Annotated in this window: 17 protein-coding genes; 6 read left to right on the top strand and 11 right to left on the bottom strand. The window is 70.8% G+C overall.

Annotated features, from left to right (window positions below; translation table 11 throughout):
* The first annotated feature begins 453 nt into the window (after positions 1–453).
* The 3 genes from GFD30_RS02455 to GFD30_RS02445 all read left to right on the top strand — a co-directional run bounded on the left by GFD30_RS02455 (position 454) and on the right by GFD30_RS02445 (position 1,885).
* Positions 454–810: a hypothetical protein gene (locus tag GFD30_RS02455; RefSeq protein WP_153023623.1), complete on the top strand. Its 357-nt coding sequence runs from the start codon at positions 454–456 to the stop codon at positions 808–810.
* Between the two features lie 167 nt (positions 811–977).
* Positions 978–1,334: a hypothetical protein gene (locus GFD30_RS02450; RefSeq protein WP_153023622.1), complete on the top strand. Its 357-nt coding sequence runs from the start codon at positions 978–980 to the stop codon at positions 1,332–1,334.
* 119 nt (positions 1,335–1,453) lie between these two features.
* On the top strand, positions 1,454–1,885 hold the full coding sequence (locus GFD30_RS02445; RefSeq protein WP_153023621.1) for a hypothetical protein: 432 nt from the start codon (positions 1,454–1,456) through the stop codon (positions 1,883–1,885).
* Positions 1,886–1,893: 8 nt separating this feature from the next.
* Here the strand turns inward: GFD30_RS02445 and GFD30_RS02440 are convergent, their stop codons facing one another.
* A complete protein-coding gene (locus GFD30_RS02440) occupies positions 1,894–3,438 on the bottom strand; it encodes an MDR family MFS transporter (protein WP_153023786.1) in 1,545 nt (514 codons plus the stop codon).
* 195 nt (positions 3,439–3,633) lie between these two features.
* Here GFD30_RS02440 and GFD30_RS02435 point away from each other — a divergent pair, with 195 nt between their 5' ends.
* Positions 3,634–4,236 carry a TetR/AcrR family transcriptional regulator gene (locus tag GFD30_RS02435; protein ID WP_194201819.1) on the top strand — a complete coding sequence of 201 codons (603 nt, stop codon included), beginning with the start codon at positions 3,634–3,636 and terminating at the stop codon, positions 4,234–4,236.
* A gap of 38 nt (positions 4,237–4,274) precedes the next feature.
* Here the strand turns inward: GFD30_RS02435 and GFD30_RS02430 are convergent, their stop codons facing one another.
* Entirely contained in the window at positions 4,275–4,922 is a 648-nt protein-coding gene (locus GFD30_RS02430; RefSeq protein ID WP_153023619.1) for a hypothetical protein, read from the bottom strand.
* 90 nt (positions 4,923–5,012) lie between these two features.
* Positions 5,013–5,330: a hypothetical protein gene (locus GFD30_RS02425; RefSeq protein ID WP_153023618.1), complete on the bottom strand. Its 318-nt coding sequence runs from the start codon at positions 5,328–5,330 to the stop codon at positions 5,013–5,015.
* 159 nt (positions 5,331–5,489) lie between these two features.
* On the opposite strand from GFD30_RS02425, the gene GFD30_RS02420 reads away from it, so the two are divergent.
* Entirely contained in the window at positions 5,490–5,912 is a 423-nt protein-coding gene (locus GFD30_RS02420) for a DUF4259 domain-containing protein (RefSeq protein WP_153023617.1), read from the top strand.
* Between the two features lie 35 nt (positions 5,913–5,947).
* On the opposite strand, the gene GFD30_RS02415 is transcribed toward GFD30_RS02420, so the two are convergent.
* The 3 genes from GFD30_RS02415 to GFD30_RS26120 form a co-directional block, all read right to left on the bottom strand.
* Complete coding sequence (locus tag GFD30_RS02415; RefSeq protein ID WP_153023616.1) at positions 5,948–6,316, bottom strand: RNA methyltransferase; 369 nt, start codon at positions 6,314–6,316, stop codon at positions 5,948–5,950.
* A 55-nt stretch (positions 6,317–6,371) separates the two neighbouring features.
* The gene (locus GFD30_RS02410) at positions 6,372–7,217 is read right to left on the bottom strand and encodes an alpha/beta fold hydrolase (RefSeq protein WP_153023615.1); all 846 of its coding nucleotides are present in this window, start codon (positions 7,215–7,217) and stop codon (positions 6,372–6,374) included.
* 139 nt (positions 7,218–7,356) lie between these two features.
* Complete coding sequence (locus tag GFD30_RS26120) at positions 7,357–8,421, bottom strand: DUF4190 domain-containing protein (RefSeq protein WP_194201818.1); 1,065 nt, start codon at positions 8,419–8,421, stop codon at positions 7,357–7,359.
* 299 nt (positions 8,422–8,720) lie between these two features.
* Between GFD30_RS26120 and GFD30_RS02400 the strand changes: the two genes are divergently transcribed.
* A complete protein-coding gene (locus GFD30_RS02400) occupies positions 8,721–9,554 on the top strand; it encodes a hypothetical protein (RefSeq protein ID WP_153023614.1) in 834 nt (277 codons plus the stop codon).
* A gap of 31 nt (positions 9,555–9,585) precedes the next feature.
* On the opposite strand, the gene GFD30_RS02395 is transcribed toward GFD30_RS02400, so the two are convergent.
* The 5 genes from GFD30_RS02395 to GFD30_RS02375 all read right to left on the bottom strand — a co-directional run bounded on the left by GFD30_RS02395 (position 9,586) and on the right by GFD30_RS02375 (position 14,058).
* A complete protein-coding gene (locus GFD30_RS02395; RefSeq protein ID WP_322632865.1) occupies positions 9,586–10,476 on the bottom strand; it encodes an arginase family protein in 891 nt (296 codons plus the stop codon).
* Positions 10,477–10,651: 175 nt separating this feature from the next.
* On the bottom strand, positions 10,652–11,524 hold the full coding sequence (locus GFD30_RS02390; protein ID WP_153023613.1) for a co-chaperone YbbN: 873 nt from the start codon (positions 11,522–11,524) through the stop codon (positions 10,652–10,654).
* A gap of 72 nt (positions 11,525–11,596) precedes the next feature.
* A complete protein-coding gene (rnhA, locus tag GFD30_RS02385) occupies positions 11,597–12,061 on the bottom strand; it encodes a ribonuclease HI (RefSeq protein WP_153023612.1) in 465 nt (154 codons plus the stop codon).
* Between the two features lie 10 nt (positions 12,062–12,071).
* Entirely contained in the window at positions 12,072–12,659 is a 588-nt protein-coding gene (locus GFD30_RS02380; RefSeq protein WP_153023611.1) for a TMEM165/GDT1 family protein, read from the bottom strand.
* Positions 12,660–12,837: 178 nt separating this feature from the next.
* Positions 12,838–14,058: an MFS transporter gene (locus GFD30_RS02375; RefSeq protein ID WP_153023610.1), complete on the bottom strand. Its 1,221-nt coding sequence runs from the start codon at positions 14,056–14,058 to the stop codon at positions 12,838–12,840.
* Positions 14,059–14,156: the final 98 nt, after the last annotated feature.

Genomic DNA, 14,156 nt, shown 5'->3' with positions numbered 1-14,156 from the left:
TTTTCGCCTGGCCTGGCGTTGTTCTTGCTTGGTCGAGACGGCAGGGTCTTGGCCTGCTGGTAGCGCTCCTCGATCTCCAGCGAATCCTGGCGCTGCCATGTCGGTCAAGTTCGAGCGGCGCGGCCCGTAGGCGATGAAACAGGGGCTGTGAGTCGGCCGATTCGGGATCGAAGGCGGGCGAGGAGCCAGTGGCGCCCGCCGCGCCGCCAGAGCGGGCGGACCGGCGCCCTTGCCGAGTCACACCGTCTCGGTCAGCGGGAGCCGGCCCCGACGCTGGATCGCGTCCCCTGCGGCCATTCGAGTCGGGACGGACCGGGATCACAACGGGCCGTGCGCGACTCGTGCGGCATCCGTGCAGACCGCCTCGATCGTTGGGAGCGAACCCACCTGCGTCGCCGCGACGCGCTTGCACGGCACGCGGCGACGCCGGCTCCGAAACAGGAAGGCGATCGAATGTCACCGCAATCATCGAAGCGACTCGGAATCGTGCGCCGGCTGGCCGTCCGCGCCACGGTCATCGGCGCGGTATTGGCGGCTTCGGCGGCACTGGCCGCTCCCGCCCAGGCCAAGACGTACGAGGGACACCCGACGAGCTGCTTCAGCACGCACAAGGTCGTCACCATCAGCACCTCGACCGTCGGCAACTACGCGCACACCCACTGGCCGAGCAGCGGCTCTGCGCGCACGCGCACTGGACTGGCCATGTCACCCGCGACCATTCGCGTCAGTTTCGGATGGTCGACCGTTCGCGACTGGAAGGTCACCGCGGCGGACTTCAACACCGCCTACGCGAACTGCTACGAGAAGTGAGCTGCGGCTTCCTCGGCGCTCGCGCTGAGACCGCTTGACCGCAACGGAATCGGCTCGCCAACTGGAACACCCGTCTCACCGAGAGACCCGATCCCAACTCAGAAGGCGCCGGCACATGAGGCGCAGTCGCGACCGGCGCGCCGTTCCATCGAGAGAAAGGCAATCGAATGTCACGAAATCCACGCGAATCCACCGGGAAACCGGCCGGGCTGCGGCGCTTCGCCACGGCCGCGGCCGTCGTCGGAGCGGCCGCCGTCCTGAGCGTCGCCATGGCGTCCCCCGCCCAGGCCGAGGAGGCCGGCGGCGGCTCGGTCACCTGCGGGCCCGGCCAGTCCGTGGCCGTCTACAGCACCGGTACGGTCGGCGACTGGTCCCACCTGGTGGCAAGGGGCTACGACACCGTGCGGCGCTCCGGCGCGACCACCTCGCCGACGACCGTCTACACCCGCACGACCTTCAACTCGATCTCGAGGTGGAGCGTCGTGGCGGACGCCTTCGATCGCGCAGGGGCGCGTTGTCTGTGAGAGCGGGCGTTCATCCTCTGCTGAGCGGGGCGGTTCCCGCCCTGCTCAGCGGGCTCCTGCTGGTGTCGGCCTGCTCCGCCGACGAGCCGGAGCCGGGTGACGGGACCGCACAGGAGTACATGCCGCTCATCTCCACCATGGAGGCCGGAGCGATCATGCGGCAGTGCATGACCGACCTCGGCTGGGAGGTCGACCTCAACGAGTTCGGTGAGATCGAGTCCGATTATCCGGCGGAGCAGGCCGACCGGTACCAGAGCGACCTGGAGACCTGCTGGGCCGAGCACGGGTTCGATCGGCCGCCGCCTCCGATGGACGAGGACACCGCGGGAACGTTCTTCGACCTCATGGTGGCGTCGGCCGGATGCCTCGAAGACCTCGGCTATTCGATCTCCGCACCGCCGAGCCGCGGGGCCTACGTCGCCGAGCTGGCGTCCTCCGGGACGGCGATCTGGGACCCCTACGCCGATGTCGTGGCGCTCGTGACGCCGGAGGAATGGGACGAGGTGCGCAGGTCCTGCCCGCAGCCCGAGCGACCCGACCTGGAACGGTAGGGGCCGGGCTATTTGGCGCCCAGGACGGTCTCCTCGCCGACCGCGATCTCTTCGACGAGGTCCACGGTCTCGCGCAGGCGGACCGGCGTCAGGAACAGCGCGGCGACGAAGCCTGCGGCCGCGATGCACGCCGAGATGAGGAACAGGTGGCCGGTCGCGTCGCCGTAGGCGGCGCGGACGATCACGGCGATCGGCTCAGGCATCGCGTCCATGTCGAGGCTCGAACCGGCGCCGCCGGCGGCCGCCGCGTCGATGCCCAAGGCGGCCAGGCCGTCCCGGATCTTGTCGGCGACCTGGTTCGCGAGCACCGCGCCGAGGACCGAGACGCCGATCGTGCCGCCCAGGGAGCGGAAGAACGTGATCGCGCCCGAAGCCGCGCCGAGCTCGCGCAGCGGCACCGAGTTCTGGACCACCAGGACCAGGTTCTGCATCGACATGCCCACGCCGACGCCGACCGCGAACATCCCGAAGCCCATGAACACCAGGGAGGTCTCGTGGTCGATCGTCGCGAGCATCCCGAAACCGGCGGTCAGGACCAGCGTCCCCGCCACGATGTACGGCTTCACGCCCCCCGACTTCGACACCAGCCGCCCCGCGACCGCCGACGCGACCAGCACGCCGAACATCATCGGGATCGTCAGCAGGCCCGCCTCGGTCGGCGAGAACCCGCGCGCGATCTGGAAGTACTGGCCCAGGAACACCGCCCCGCCGAACATGGCCATGCCGACCGCGAGGCTCGCGATCGTCGCCAGCGCCGGGTCGCGCCGCTTGAGGACGTGCAGCGGGACCACCGGCTGGCTCACGCGGGTCTCCACGACGGCCGCCGCGGCGAGGATGGCGGCCGCGCCGCCGGCCATGGCGAGGGTCTGCCAGGAGATCCACGCGAAGTCGTCGCCGACGAACGTGACCCACAGGAGGAGCAGGCTGACGCCGGCCGCGATGAGGACCGCGCCGAGGTAGTCGACCTTCGTGTCGGTCCGCTTCGCCTCGTCCAGGTGCAGGGTGCGGGAGAGCATCGCGAAGGCGATCACCGTGATCGGGACGGCCAGGAAGAAGCACCACTGCCAGCCGAGCCAGCTCGCGTCGGTGATCGCGCCGCCCAGGAGCGGGCCGCCGACGGTGGAGACGGCCATGACGCCGCCGAGGTAGCCGTTGTAGCGGCCGCGTTCCTTGGGGCTGACCATCGCGCCGATGATGACCTGCACGAGGACTTGGAGGGCGCCCATGCCGAGGCCCTGGACGGCGCGGAGGGCGATGAGCTGCTCGGTGTTCTGCACGAGCCCGCACGCGAGCGAGGCGGCGGCGAAGATGAGGATGGCGATCTGGAGCAGGCGCTTCTTGTCGAACAGGTCGGCCAGCTTGCCCCAGACGGGGGTGGAGGCGGTGCTCGCGAGGAGGGTGGCGGTGACGACCCAGGTGTACTGGGACTGGGTGCCGCCGAGGTCGCCCACGATCTGCGGGAGGGCCACGGAGACGACGGTCGAGGAGACCATCGCCGCGAACAGGACCATGAGGAGGCCCGAGAGGGCCCTGAGGACGTCGCGGTGGGTCATGGGCGCCTGCGGTGGAGCGTCGGATACGGCGGTCAAGGGACGGCCTCCTAAGGTGTTTCGGAGGAACGGCCGGGGGCGCTGGGGCTCGGCGGCCGGGTACGTGGCGGTTTCCGGGACGCATCGAGTAGTGAACGGGGCGTCTCTTATTCAAGCTAGCATGTAGTGAACGCACCGTTCACTATCGGAAGGATCATGGTGAGCGAATCCACACCGGCCCGCCGGCGCGGCGACGACCTGGAACGAGCCATCTTCGACGCCGCCCTCGCGGAACTCGCCGAGGTCGGCTACGCCAACCTCCGCATGGAAGCCGTCGCCGCGCGCGCCAAAGCCGGCAAGGCCTCCCTCTACAAGCGCTGGCCCGACCGCGCCCACCTCGTCCAGGCCGCCGCACGCCACAAGGCCACCGAGGTCGAACCCGACTTCGAACCCAGCGGCGACCTCCGCGGCGACCTCCGCGCGATCATGCGGCACATCGCGGCCCAGCAGGCCACGCCGTTCGGCGAGGCGATCCGCGGCTGGGTCGGCGAACTCCGCAGCACCTCCGCCGAGTCCGAGGAACTGCGCACCAGCATCGAGACGCCGCGCATCAGGATCTTCGCCAAGATCTACGAAGACGGCATCGCCCGCGGCACCGTCAGACCCGAGGCGCTCAACCCGCGCGTGGTGAACCTCGCCCCGACCCTTCTTACCCACTACTTCCTGACCCGCGCCGAACCCGCCAACGACGAGGTCATCGACGAATTCCTGGACCAGATCGTGCTGCCGCTCATCAGCGCGCCGCCGACGCCCGCCGATTGAGGAGCAAGGGCGCCGCCCCCCGGCTCGACCAGCGGCGCTCAGGCGATCGAAGCCGCGGCGGCGCGAAGCGCGGCGATCTCCTCGGGTGACGACTCGCGGGCGATGACCGCGATGTCGCAGATGAAGACCCGCTTCTCGGCGGGGAACGCGGCGGCGACCTTCGCAGGGTCGCCGACCAGCGCCCGGTAGATCTCCAGGCCGTTGGCGTAGAACAGGTCCACCAGCACCAGGCCGCCATCGGAGCGCCGCATGACGTTCCCGGGATTCCGGTCGAGCCCGCCCCAGAACGGAATGCGCTGGGCCGCTTCGGCATCCAACCGCTCGGCCTCGGCCCGCACCGCCGACACCGGATCATCCGGCGCGGCGGCCTCCCACCGCGCCAGAACGGACTCGCGCTCCTCGGCGGAAGCAGGCCGAAGCGCCTCCATGACGGTCAACCGGCCCCCGCCCGCCAACTCGGCGTCGAACCGGATCCGCGGCAGCATGGAATGCCCGGGAAGCGCCCGGCACAGCTCGACGAACACCCCGTACCCCGGCTCGAACGCGCACACCCGAGCCACCAGCCGCCCGTCCGGCGAGCGCCACACGAAGGCCCAGTCCCCGATGCCGCAGACGTTCCATCCCGCCGCGAGCAGCCGCCCGGCGGCCCCGCGGTGATCCAATCCGGCGAACTCCTCGAACTCCACGCCGTGGAGCATAAGCGCCGCACCGGCTCCGACGACAGCGGTTAACCGGCGGGCGCACCGGACGGCGAGGCCGCGCCCCGGACGGAGGCGTCACGCCCCGAACGGGCCGCCGGAACTCGCGATCAGGAAGATCAAGACCATGACGGTCAGTGCGCCAAGGCCGCTGAACAGGCCGCCGGCCGCCGTACCCCGGTTCGTCGCCAGACCGGTGCGGGCCCAGGCGAGCCCGATCGCGCCGAACACGACGGCGAGCACACCGGTGATCAACCCGATCAGGCCCAGCAGCGCCGGCAGCCACGTCGTGGCGAGCGCCACGAGACCAAAAGCGAGCGACGCGTTGCCGAGGCCGTTCTGCGGCGGCCGATCGCCTTGCGGGGCAATGGGAAGGTCAGTGAAGGGGTCAGTCATCGCGCAATCCTCATAGAACAGCGGGAACTTCAGCATAAGGCTCGAACGCCGCACGCGCTGGCCGCGAACGGCAGCGCCGCCTCCGCGAAGCCGGGTACCGTCGTCGCACCCGCCGCCTACACTCGCTCGCACCACCATCGACCCCCGAAGGAGCGGCACATGGGCGCCTGGGATTACGGACCGTTCGACAACGACGGCGCGTGGGACTGCCTCGACGCGCTCACCGACGACGCGGACGCCAACACCGCGCACCTCAGATCGGCCATGATCGACGTCCTCGACGAGACCGAGTACCTTGAGAGCCCCGAATGCCAAGGCGCCGTGGGCGCCGCGGTCCTCACCGCGATGCGCCTCGGGGCGCCCTCCCCCGGCGAACGCGCCACCGAGGTCCTCGACGCCCACCCGTTCGACGCCGAAGCCCTCCGCGCCACCGCCCTCCGCACGCTCAAGCGCGTCACCGACGACCCTGCCGACAACGAGTGGTACGACCTCTGGCTCGACGCCGGATCGCTCGACAAGGTGCTCGCGATCATGGCGCCGTACCGCGAAACGCTGGAAGGCGGTGGCGCCGAAGCACGGTAGACACCGCGACGGCGCCTGCAACGACGGCCGGCACGCTAGGAGTACTCGTCCGGGTGCGGCAGGGTGCCGGCGAACGCGAGGCCGCGCTCGACCCACGCGCGCAGTTCGGCATCCGAGGCGTCGGCCGAGACGGCGACCCTGAGCCAGCCGCCCGCACCTCTGGGATTCAACGGCTTCGGCCGCACCCCCGGCTCGGCCCCGAACACGGCGTGATCGGCCTTCGCGACCCGCACCATGAGTCCCCCGTCCGACAGCACCACGACCGCCGGGTGCTCGTTGACGGTCAACGCGAACGTCCCGGACACCCAGTCGTCCTCCGGCCGCAGCGCGAGCCCGACCACCCCGGGTCGGCCGTCGGCCAGCGCGCGAACACGTTCGGCCAGCGCCTCAGCGTCATCGGTCATGTCGGACGATCCTGATTCGACGGTGGAACCGCCGGCATATGTCTGGGCGCCCGCATCAGGCGTCCGCGCCGGCCTGCAGGGCGAGCATCGCGGCGGCGACCTCGTCCGCCGCCGCTTCTGGGATCGCGGTCGCGGCCTGTTCGAGCACGAGCAGGCGAGCGCCGGGGATCTCGCGCGCGAGCGCTTCGCCGTTGCCGACCGGGAAGAACGGGTCGCGGCGGCCGTGCACGACCAGTGTCGGCACGGCGAGTCCGGGCAGGCGCTCGCGCCAGCGCGGGCTGCAGTCGAGTTTGGCGAAGACCATGCCGAGGTGGTTGGCCGCCTGGACTGCGGGGGTGGTGTCCCGGGCCCGGTCGAAGATGCGTTCGGCCCTCGCCCGTGCCGCGTCCGGGTCGTCGCCGAGGATCGCCGCGCCGGCGGCGGCGAAATCGGCCACGGCGTCGCGGTCGGACCAGTCGGGCATCGGACGCGCGAACAGCCGCTGCATCGTGGCGCCGTCGTGGTCGGGCAGGTCCGCATCGACCGGCCCGGGGGCGACCGGCCGCGTCCCGACGAGTGTGAGCGCCGAGAACGCCTCCGGGTGGTCGAGCGCCGCGACCTGGGCGACCATCCCGCCGACCCCGATGCCCGCCAGGTGCGCCGGCCGCACGTCGAGCCGACCGGCGAGTTCGGCGACGTCGGCCGCGAGGTCCCGCAGCGTGTACGCCGGCGACTCGGGATCGACGGTGGTCGACGCACCGCAGTCCCGAAGATCGCACCGGACCACACGCCGCCCGCCCCGCGCCAGCGCGGCGCAGACGGGGTCGGGCCACGACAGCATGGTGGGCCCGCCCACGAGCAGCACCAAAGGCGCCCCCGCGTCCCCGAATTCCTCGACCCCGAGCTCCACTCGCTCCGACATGCACCCTCCACCCGATCAGGCGGCCAGGCGGCCGCATAGATGCAGACGAGGCGCAGGCCCGGAATTCATCGGGCGACAGGTCACGTGCTTCGGGGCGCCCTGAAGCGCCCCTTCCTCGTGCGGAACCGGGTCGATTCGTCTACTCGAGGGTCCAGACGCAGTCGCCGCTGAACTCGACGCCGGCATCGGAGTCGGCGATCTCGATGCGGCCCTGGGCGCCGCCTTCGATGAACTCGTTGGCCAGGACGTCGTCGACCTCCAGGCTGAAACCGGCGAGCCTGGCGACGTAGCAGCCGTCGAGGATGCCCTCCTCCGCCTGGGTCACGTACGTTCCCGGCCGGACCTCGGTGCCCACCTCCCAGAAACCGGGGCCGACCTCGTCCCCGGGAGCCGCGAGCGTGGCCTCGGTCGCGGGCACCCATTCGCATCCGCCGGAGAACTCGACGCCGGCGTCGTCCTCCGCGATCGTGAACCGGCCCCTCGTGTCGTCCGCGATGAAGGTGTTGGCGATGATGTCCTCGAACTCGCCGCTGAATCCGGAGAGCCGCTCGACGTAGCAGCCGAGGATGCTGTCGGCCGTGGTCACGTACGTGCCCGGCTGGATCTCGGTGCCGACCTCCCACTGGCCGTCGCCGACCCCCTCGGGTTCTTCGGCCGCTTCAGCGGGCTCGCCGCCGTCCGCGCTTTCATCCACATCGGACTCACCGGTGTCGCCAGCGCCCTCGTCGGAGAATTCGACGCGTTCGGGATCGCCGAGGCTCCAGAACGCCATCGCGGCCGCCAGGCTGACGACGACGGCCAAGATGCCGGTGGCGAGCCCGGCGACGGCCGAGCTTCGGTTCGTGGCCTGGCCACGGTTGGCCTTGCCGAGGCCGAGGGCGCCGAACACGATCGCAAGGACGCCCGCGATGAGGCCGAGGCAGCCGAGGAATGGGATCCAGCTCGTCGCGAGTCCCGAGATGCCCAGGACGAGCGCGGTCAGGCCCATCCCGTTCGCCGGGCTCATCGGCGCGGACGGTGGTTGCGGCGCGGGCGGGATGTAGACCGGGGGCGGCGGGTACTGAGCACCGGTCGCCGGTTGTGCGCCGGTGCCGTCGCCGGGCGGGGGAGGCGGCGGGTACTGGGGCGCCGTCGGCTGCTCAGGGCCGGTGAAGCCGGAGGGCGTCCGGTTGATCTCGGGGTCGCTGAAGGACGGATCGCTCATGGAGGGGCAACTCTCAGATCGAAAGACGGGCGGGCCACCGACTGTAAACCTGCAGTGGTCGAACCGAAACCCCTTGTGGTCAAAGGCAGCCGAACGTCCGCCATGTCCGGCCGTCCAGCCGAGCGACCCCGGCGCGCCGGACTCGCGGGCGTCCGGCCCGTCGGGTGGCGATCAGCCCGTGACGCAGACGACCTGGCGGAGATGGGACAGATGGTTCCCCGTGCACCCGTTGGGATCTCCATCACTTACGCCGAACTTACGTCGCCTGGACTGTCCGCCGGCGACTCTACGGTTGCTCCATGTTTGGCGTTACGAAACCAGAAATCGCGTACCTCATCGGCCTACTGCAGACGGACGGATCGCATCACGGCTCCCTTAACGGGAAGGGCAAGGTCCGGTTGGAGCTTTCGGTGCGTGATGCGGATGTGCTGCCCAAGCTCGCAGCGATCCTGCCCTGCTATTCGTCGATTCGGCAAAGGACTAGAAGTACAAACTTCATGGAGGAGTACACGTCGGCGACCCTCGCCTTCTACGACCAGTCGACACGGCGAGCCATCGCTGACTTCGGTGTGCCACCGGGCCGTAAGTCGCGAATCATAGAGCCGCTGAAACCACCGTTCGCGAAGGCCGACTACGTGCGAGGTCTGCTCGATGGCGATGGCGCCGTCGGATTCACGGGCAAGGGCGCGCCGTTCGTAAGCTTCGTGACCGCGAGCAAGCCGATGGCCGAGTTTTACTGCGAAGTGGTCCAAGAGGTCTGCGGCGTTACGCGGAGCCCCAGGCTGAACCAGCGCGATGGCGTCGCGAACATCCTGGTGCTCAACCTCGCAGCTGCAGCTCTTGCCGCGTGGGCGTGGCACTCGCCCGATACTGTCAGCATCGGTCGGAAGCTTCGTGCGGCGACACAAGTCGCCGCGTGGACCCCTGATCCGGCGAACGCCTACCGCTACAACATCGTCCGAAAACAATGGACGCCTGAGGAAGACGAACTGATCCGAACCCATTCGGTGGCCGAGGCGGCAAAGCTGATGGGCAGGACTGAGAAAAGTGTCGAGGTACGAAGGGCGCGGCTCCGCAGCAGTGAAGTCCGGGCGGCGTGGCTGGGCTCTATTCAGCCGAAGACGATTCAGTAGGCCGACGCGGATGAGGATGAACGAGTCGCGCCTACTGGAGCGCCTCGACCAGGAGGTCCGTGAGGGCCTTCGCGTACTCGCCGTCGGGGTCGTAGTCGGGGTCGAAGACCGTCAGGTCCATGCCGGCGCAGCGGTCGTCGGCGGCGCAGGTGGCGACGATCTGGCTGAGTTCGCCCAGGGAGATGCCGCCCGGCGCCGGGCCGTCGACCGCGGGCATCACCGACGGGTCGAGGACGTCGGCGTCGACGTGGAGCCAGAAGGTCGCGACGTCGCCGAGCGCGTCGAGCGCCCACTCGGCGCTGCGGCCGACGCCGCCGGCGCGCAGGGCCGGGACCGTGCGCAGCGCGATGCCCGTCGCCTCTAGTTCGACCCGGTGCGGGTCGTCCGAGCGCAGGCCGAGCATCACCAGATGATCGGTGTCCACATAGGGCCGCAGTCCGCCGATGTCGGTGAGGTCGGGCTGGCCCCGCCCGGTGGCGAGCGCGAGCTCCTCGGCGGCCGCCGCGCCGACGTACTGGGAGTTCCCCGGGTGCCGGAAGTCGGAGTGCGCGTCGATGAACACCAGGCCGCGGGGCTTGCGGTCGCGTTCGGTGCGGCGCCGGGCCGCGAGCGCGGGCCCGAGCAGGATCGAGCAGTCGCCGCCGAGCACGAGCGGGAAGCGCCGCTCCTGCCACAGGCGCTCGACCCGGTCGGCGAGCCGGCGCGTGTACTCGGCGATCGCCTTGGCCTGGCCGACGCCGTCGCCGGGGCGCCACGGGGAGGCGTCGAAGCGCGGCGGTGTCAGGCACCCGGCGTCGAGCGCGTTGAGGCGTGCGACGAGGCGGTGGTCGCGAAGGGCCCCGGGGGCTTTCGCGCAGCCGGGGACGGTGTGCGGGGTGGGCGGCCGGAGGCCGAGATTCGAGGGCGCGTCGAGGACGGCCACGCGTCTCGTCCGAGTCGCCGGCACCGTTCACCTCCCCCACCGTTCGCTGTTCCGCTAGCTTGGCACAGCAGACGCCGCGGCACCAGGTGATCTACCTCCTCCGAACAGCCGAACCTCCACGGCACCGCGGTGCCGTGGAGGTTTCGAAGGCGCTTGGGGCCCTTGCGGTTCGGGTCTAGAAGAGGACGGCGCTGAGTTTGCGGCGGGCCTTCGCCACGTCCGGGTCGTCGGTGCCGGCCACGGTGAACAGTTCGATCAGGCGCTTGCGGATCCGTTCGCGCTCGTCGCCGGTGTTCTTGGCCACGAGCGTGATCAGCCGATCGTAGGCGGCCGCGGCCTGCCCCGACAGGAGCTGGAGGTCGGCCGCGGCGAGCGCCATCTCGATGTTGTCGGGGTCGGCGTCGGCGAGGGCCACGGCGTTGTCGGGGAGGGCCCCGACGCGGCGGAGCATCCGCACCTGCGCGATCCCGGCCTCGGCCTCGCCGGAGGCCGGGTGGTTCTTGAGGTACTTGTCGTATGCGGCCTCGGCGGCGTCGAGTTCGCCGTTGACCATGAGGTTCTCGGCGTTGGCGAGTTCGGGGTCGACCGGCTGCGGGACGTCGATGCCGGCGGCCTGGGTGATGCGGCCGATCCACTGGCGCAGGCCCTGCTCGGTCTGCGGGCCCTGGAGCAGGTCGAGCGGCCGGCCCTGGGCGAGGGCGACGACGGCCGGGAGCGCCTGGAGCTGGAGCGCGGCGGCGAGCTGCTGGTTCTGGAGGACGTCGGCGCGGGCGTAGACCCAGGCGCCGCCGGCCTCGTTCGCGAGCTTCTGGAGGGCGTCGCGGACCTGGAGGCTCTCGGGGACCTGGTCGGCCCAGAAGGCGACGACGACGAGCGCTTCGAGGGAGCGTTCGAGGACTTCGCTCTGGACCGTGGCGTCGGTGACGTCGATCGCGACGACGCCCGGGTCGCCGGACGCGCCCTGGGCGGCCTGCTGGGCCTGGGCGGCGGCGGCGAGGGTGCTGAGGTCGACGCCTCCGGAGAATCGTGACGGTACCTGGTCGCTCATGGTGGTGATTGTTCCATTCTCATCGTGGATCGGCGGCGCGGCCCGGGACGGTGTGGGCCGTGCGGCAGGTCGTCAGCGGCGGCCGGCGGCCTCGTCGCGTCCCTGGCAGGCGAGCTTGTCGGCGCGTTCGTTGCCGGGGTCGCCGGCGTGGCCCTTGACCCAGCGCCAGTCGACCTCGTGGCGGGCGGCGGCCTCGTCGAGGCGCCGCCACAGGTCGGCGTTCTTGACCGGTTCCTTCTTGGCGTTGACCCAGCCGTTGCGCTTCCAGCCGTTCATCCAGGTCATGATGCCGTTGCGGACGTACGACGAGTCGGTGTAGAGCACGACGCGCATGGGCCGCTTGAGGGTCTCGAGGGCCTGGATGGCGGCCATGAGCTCCATGCGGTTGTTGGTGGTGGCCGGGTCGGAGCCATACAGGTCCTTCTCCAGCTCGCCCCATTTGAAGTACACGCCCCATCCGCCGGGGCCGGGGTTGCCGGAGCAGGCCCCGTCGGTGTAGATGACGGCGGTGTCCACGATCTCGTCCGTTTTCGGCATGACCGCCAGCTTATCCCGCCAGCGCCGTCACGGCCTCGACGCCCAGGAGGACGCCGATGACGAGGAACAGGCCGGAGGAGACGTAGCGGACGACCTTCTCGGGGATGCGGGCGGCGACCCAGGCGCCGGCGAAGACGGCGAGGAGGTCGGCGGCGAGCATGCCGAGGGTGCCGCCGATCCAGACGCCCCACGGGTTGTAGCTGGCGCCCATGCCCATCGCGATGATCATGGTCTTGTCGCCGAACTCGGCGAGGAACATGGCGGCGACGACGGTGAGGAGGCCGGTGCGGCGCTCTTTGACGGGGCCTTCGTCGTCGTCGTCTTCGCCGCCGCCGCGCAGGCCCCACAGGCCGAAGCCGATGAACATGACGGCGGCGGCGAGGCGGATCCAGTCGGTGGGGAGCAGGTTGCCGACGGCGGCGCCGACGCCGACGGAGAGGCCGATGAGCGCGCCGATGGCGATGACGAGTCCGAGGACGACGGTGCGGAGCCGGTACTTGGTGGCGAAGGTGAGGGCCATGAGCTGGCTCTTGTCGCCGAGTTCGCCGACGAAGACCCCGCCGAACGCGACGGCGGCGGCGATGAGCAGTGGTTCCATTGAGGGTGATCCTCCCAGTGTTGCGGCCGGGAGGAGGGTAGGCAGGACCTCGACCCGGCCGTGCGGCCTTGGTCGAAGGTCTCGCTCGCCTCGGGGTTCGAGGCCGTGCGGCCGGGCGCCCGGGGGCGCCAGTGTGTCGACCGCAGCGTTGGGAGCTACTCCCCTTCTGCGCTGGCAACTATACGTGCGCTCCGGCGCCGGCCGCGACGGGTTCGGGGTGTGGCGCTCGCCGCGCCAGGCGGCGCATGGTGAGGGGGCCGCCGACGGTGAGGAAGACGGCGAGGACGGCGGGGACGATGAGTCCGATCGTGAGGCTGGTGCCTTCGGCGAGGTAGCCGATGGCGGCGGGGCCGATGAGGAGGCCGGCGGAGCCGGACATGGACATGAGGGCGACGTCCGAGGGGGCGCCTCCGGCTTGGCCGACGGCGCTGAACACGACGGGGACCATGACGGCGATGCCGGTGCCGGCGAGGATCCAGCCGGTCCAGGCGAGGGCGAGGCCGCCGGCGGTGCCGGAGGCGATGACGCCGGCGAATCCGGCGACGGCGAGCGCGCCGGCCCAGGCGAGGGTGCGGCCGGGGCCGAGTCGGGCGCGGATCGGGTCGCCGAGGAGCCGGAAGACGGTCATGGCGCAGGCGAACACGGTGAAGGAGAGGGGGGCGAGGGCGTCGTCGGCGTGGAGGACGTTGGCGGCGTGGAGGTTCGCCCAGTCCATGGCGCCGGACTCGACGAGGGTGCCGCCGGCGCCGAGGAGGAAGAGGGCGGTGAGCAGGACGGCGCCGATGCGGGCGGTGCCGAGCGGGGTGCCGCTGCTGCCGCCGGTGTTGTCTCGACCCGGTGGCGGCAGCAGCGGACGTGTGCAGAGCGCCATCAGGATCGTGGAGGCGACCGCGACGGCGATGAGGATGGCCTGGTTGCCGAGGCCGAGGCCGAGGAGGAGCGAGGTGGCGGCGCCGGCGGCGGCGCTGCCGAGGCTCCAGAGGCCGTGGAAGGCGGAGATGATGGGGCGGCCGTAGCGCTGTTCGAGTTCGACGGAGTGGGCGTTGATGCCGACTTCGATGAGGCCGACGCCGATGCCGTAGAGGACGACGGCGCCGAGGAGGGTCGTGTAGTTCGGGGCGATCGCGGGGGCGATGAGGATGAGCTGGGTGGCGGGGGCGGTCCAGAGGAGGAGGCGGCGGCTGGTGATCCGGTCGGCGACGCGTCCGGCGACGGCCATGGCGCCGAGGCCGACGAGCTGGACGAGGAGGAGCGCGGTGCCGAGTCGGGCTTCACCGAGGTCGAGGCGGGCGTCGATGCCGGGGAGTGCGGCGGCCCAGGCGCCCATGACGAAGCCGGAGGTGGCGAAGGCGCCGTGGAGGCCGAGTCGGGCGCGGCGGAGCGCGGTCGGGTCAGTCATGGGTCCTGGTTCCGGGTCGAAGTTTTTGTTCTCAGTGAGAACATAACAGGGGCTCGCGTCCGCCGTCAACGATTATGTTCGCGGTGTGCGCAAAAATT

Origin of the sequence: Glycomyces albidus (assembly GCF_009451885.1) — a bacterium.
Lineage (GTDB): Bacteria > Actinomycetota > Actinomycetes > Mycobacteriales > Micromonosporaceae > Glycomyces > Glycomyces albidus.
The sequence above is the reverse complement of the archived record's forward strand: the minus strand, read 5'-3'. Positions and strand labels throughout refer to the sequence as shown.

Excerpts from the sequence above, each read along its gene's own strand:
- GFD30_RS26120 (WP_194201818.1), bottom strand. The coding sequence starts at position 8,421 with ATGAGCGATCCGTCCTTCAGCGACCCCGAGATCAACCGGACGCCCTCC.
- GFD30_RS02440 (WP_153023786.1), bottom strand. The coding sequence starts at position 3,438 with ATGACCCACCGCGACGTCCTCAGGGCCCTCTCGGGCCTCCTCATGGTC.
- GFD30_RS02445 (WP_153023621.1), top strand. The coding sequence starts at position 1,454 with ATGCCGCTCATCTCCACCATGGAGGCCGGAGCGATCATGCGGCAGTGC.
- GFD30_RS02450 (WP_153023622.1), top strand. The coding sequence starts at position 978 with ATGTCACGAAATCCACGCGAATCCACCGGGAAACCGGCCGGGCTGCGG.
- GFD30_RS02455 (WP_153023623.1), top strand. The coding sequence starts at position 454 with ATGTCACCGCAATCATCGAAGCGACTCGGAATCGTGCGCCGGCTGGCC.
- GFD30_RS02380 (WP_153023611.1), bottom strand. The coding sequence starts at position 12,659 with ATGGAACCACTGCTCATCGCCGCCGCCGTCGCGTTCGGCGGGGTCTTC.
- GFD30_RS02420 (WP_153023617.1), top strand. The coding sequence starts at position 5,490 with ATGGGCGCCTGGGATTACGGACCGTTCGACAACGACGGCGCGTGGGAC.
- GFD30_RS02375 (WP_153023610.1), bottom strand. The coding sequence starts at position 14,058 with ATGACTGACCCGACCGCGCTCCGCCGCGCCCGACTCGGCCTCCACGGC.
- GFD30_RS02390 (WP_153023613.1), bottom strand. The coding sequence starts at position 11,524 with ATGAGCGACCAGGTACCGTCACGATTCTCCGGAGGCGTCGACCTCAGC.
- GFD30_RS02415 (WP_153023616.1), bottom strand. The coding sequence starts at position 6,316 with ATGACCGATGACGCTGAGGCGCTGGCCGAACGTGTTCGCGCGCTGGCC.
- GFD30_RS02410 (WP_153023615.1), bottom strand. The coding sequence starts at position 7,217 with ATGTCGGAGCGAGTGGAGCTCGGGGTCGAGGAATTCGGGGACGCGGGG.
- GFD30_RS02425 (WP_153023618.1), bottom strand. The coding sequence starts at position 5,330 with ATGACTGACCCCTTCACTGACCTTCCCATTGCCCCGCAAGGCGATCGG.
- rnhA (WP_153023612.1), bottom strand. The coding sequence starts at position 12,061 with ATGCCGAAAACGGACGAGATCGTGGACACCGCCGTCATCTACACCGAC.
- GFD30_RS02400 (WP_153023614.1), top strand. The coding sequence starts at position 8,721 with ATGTTTGGCGTTACGAAACCAGAAATCGCGTACCTCATCGGCCTACTG.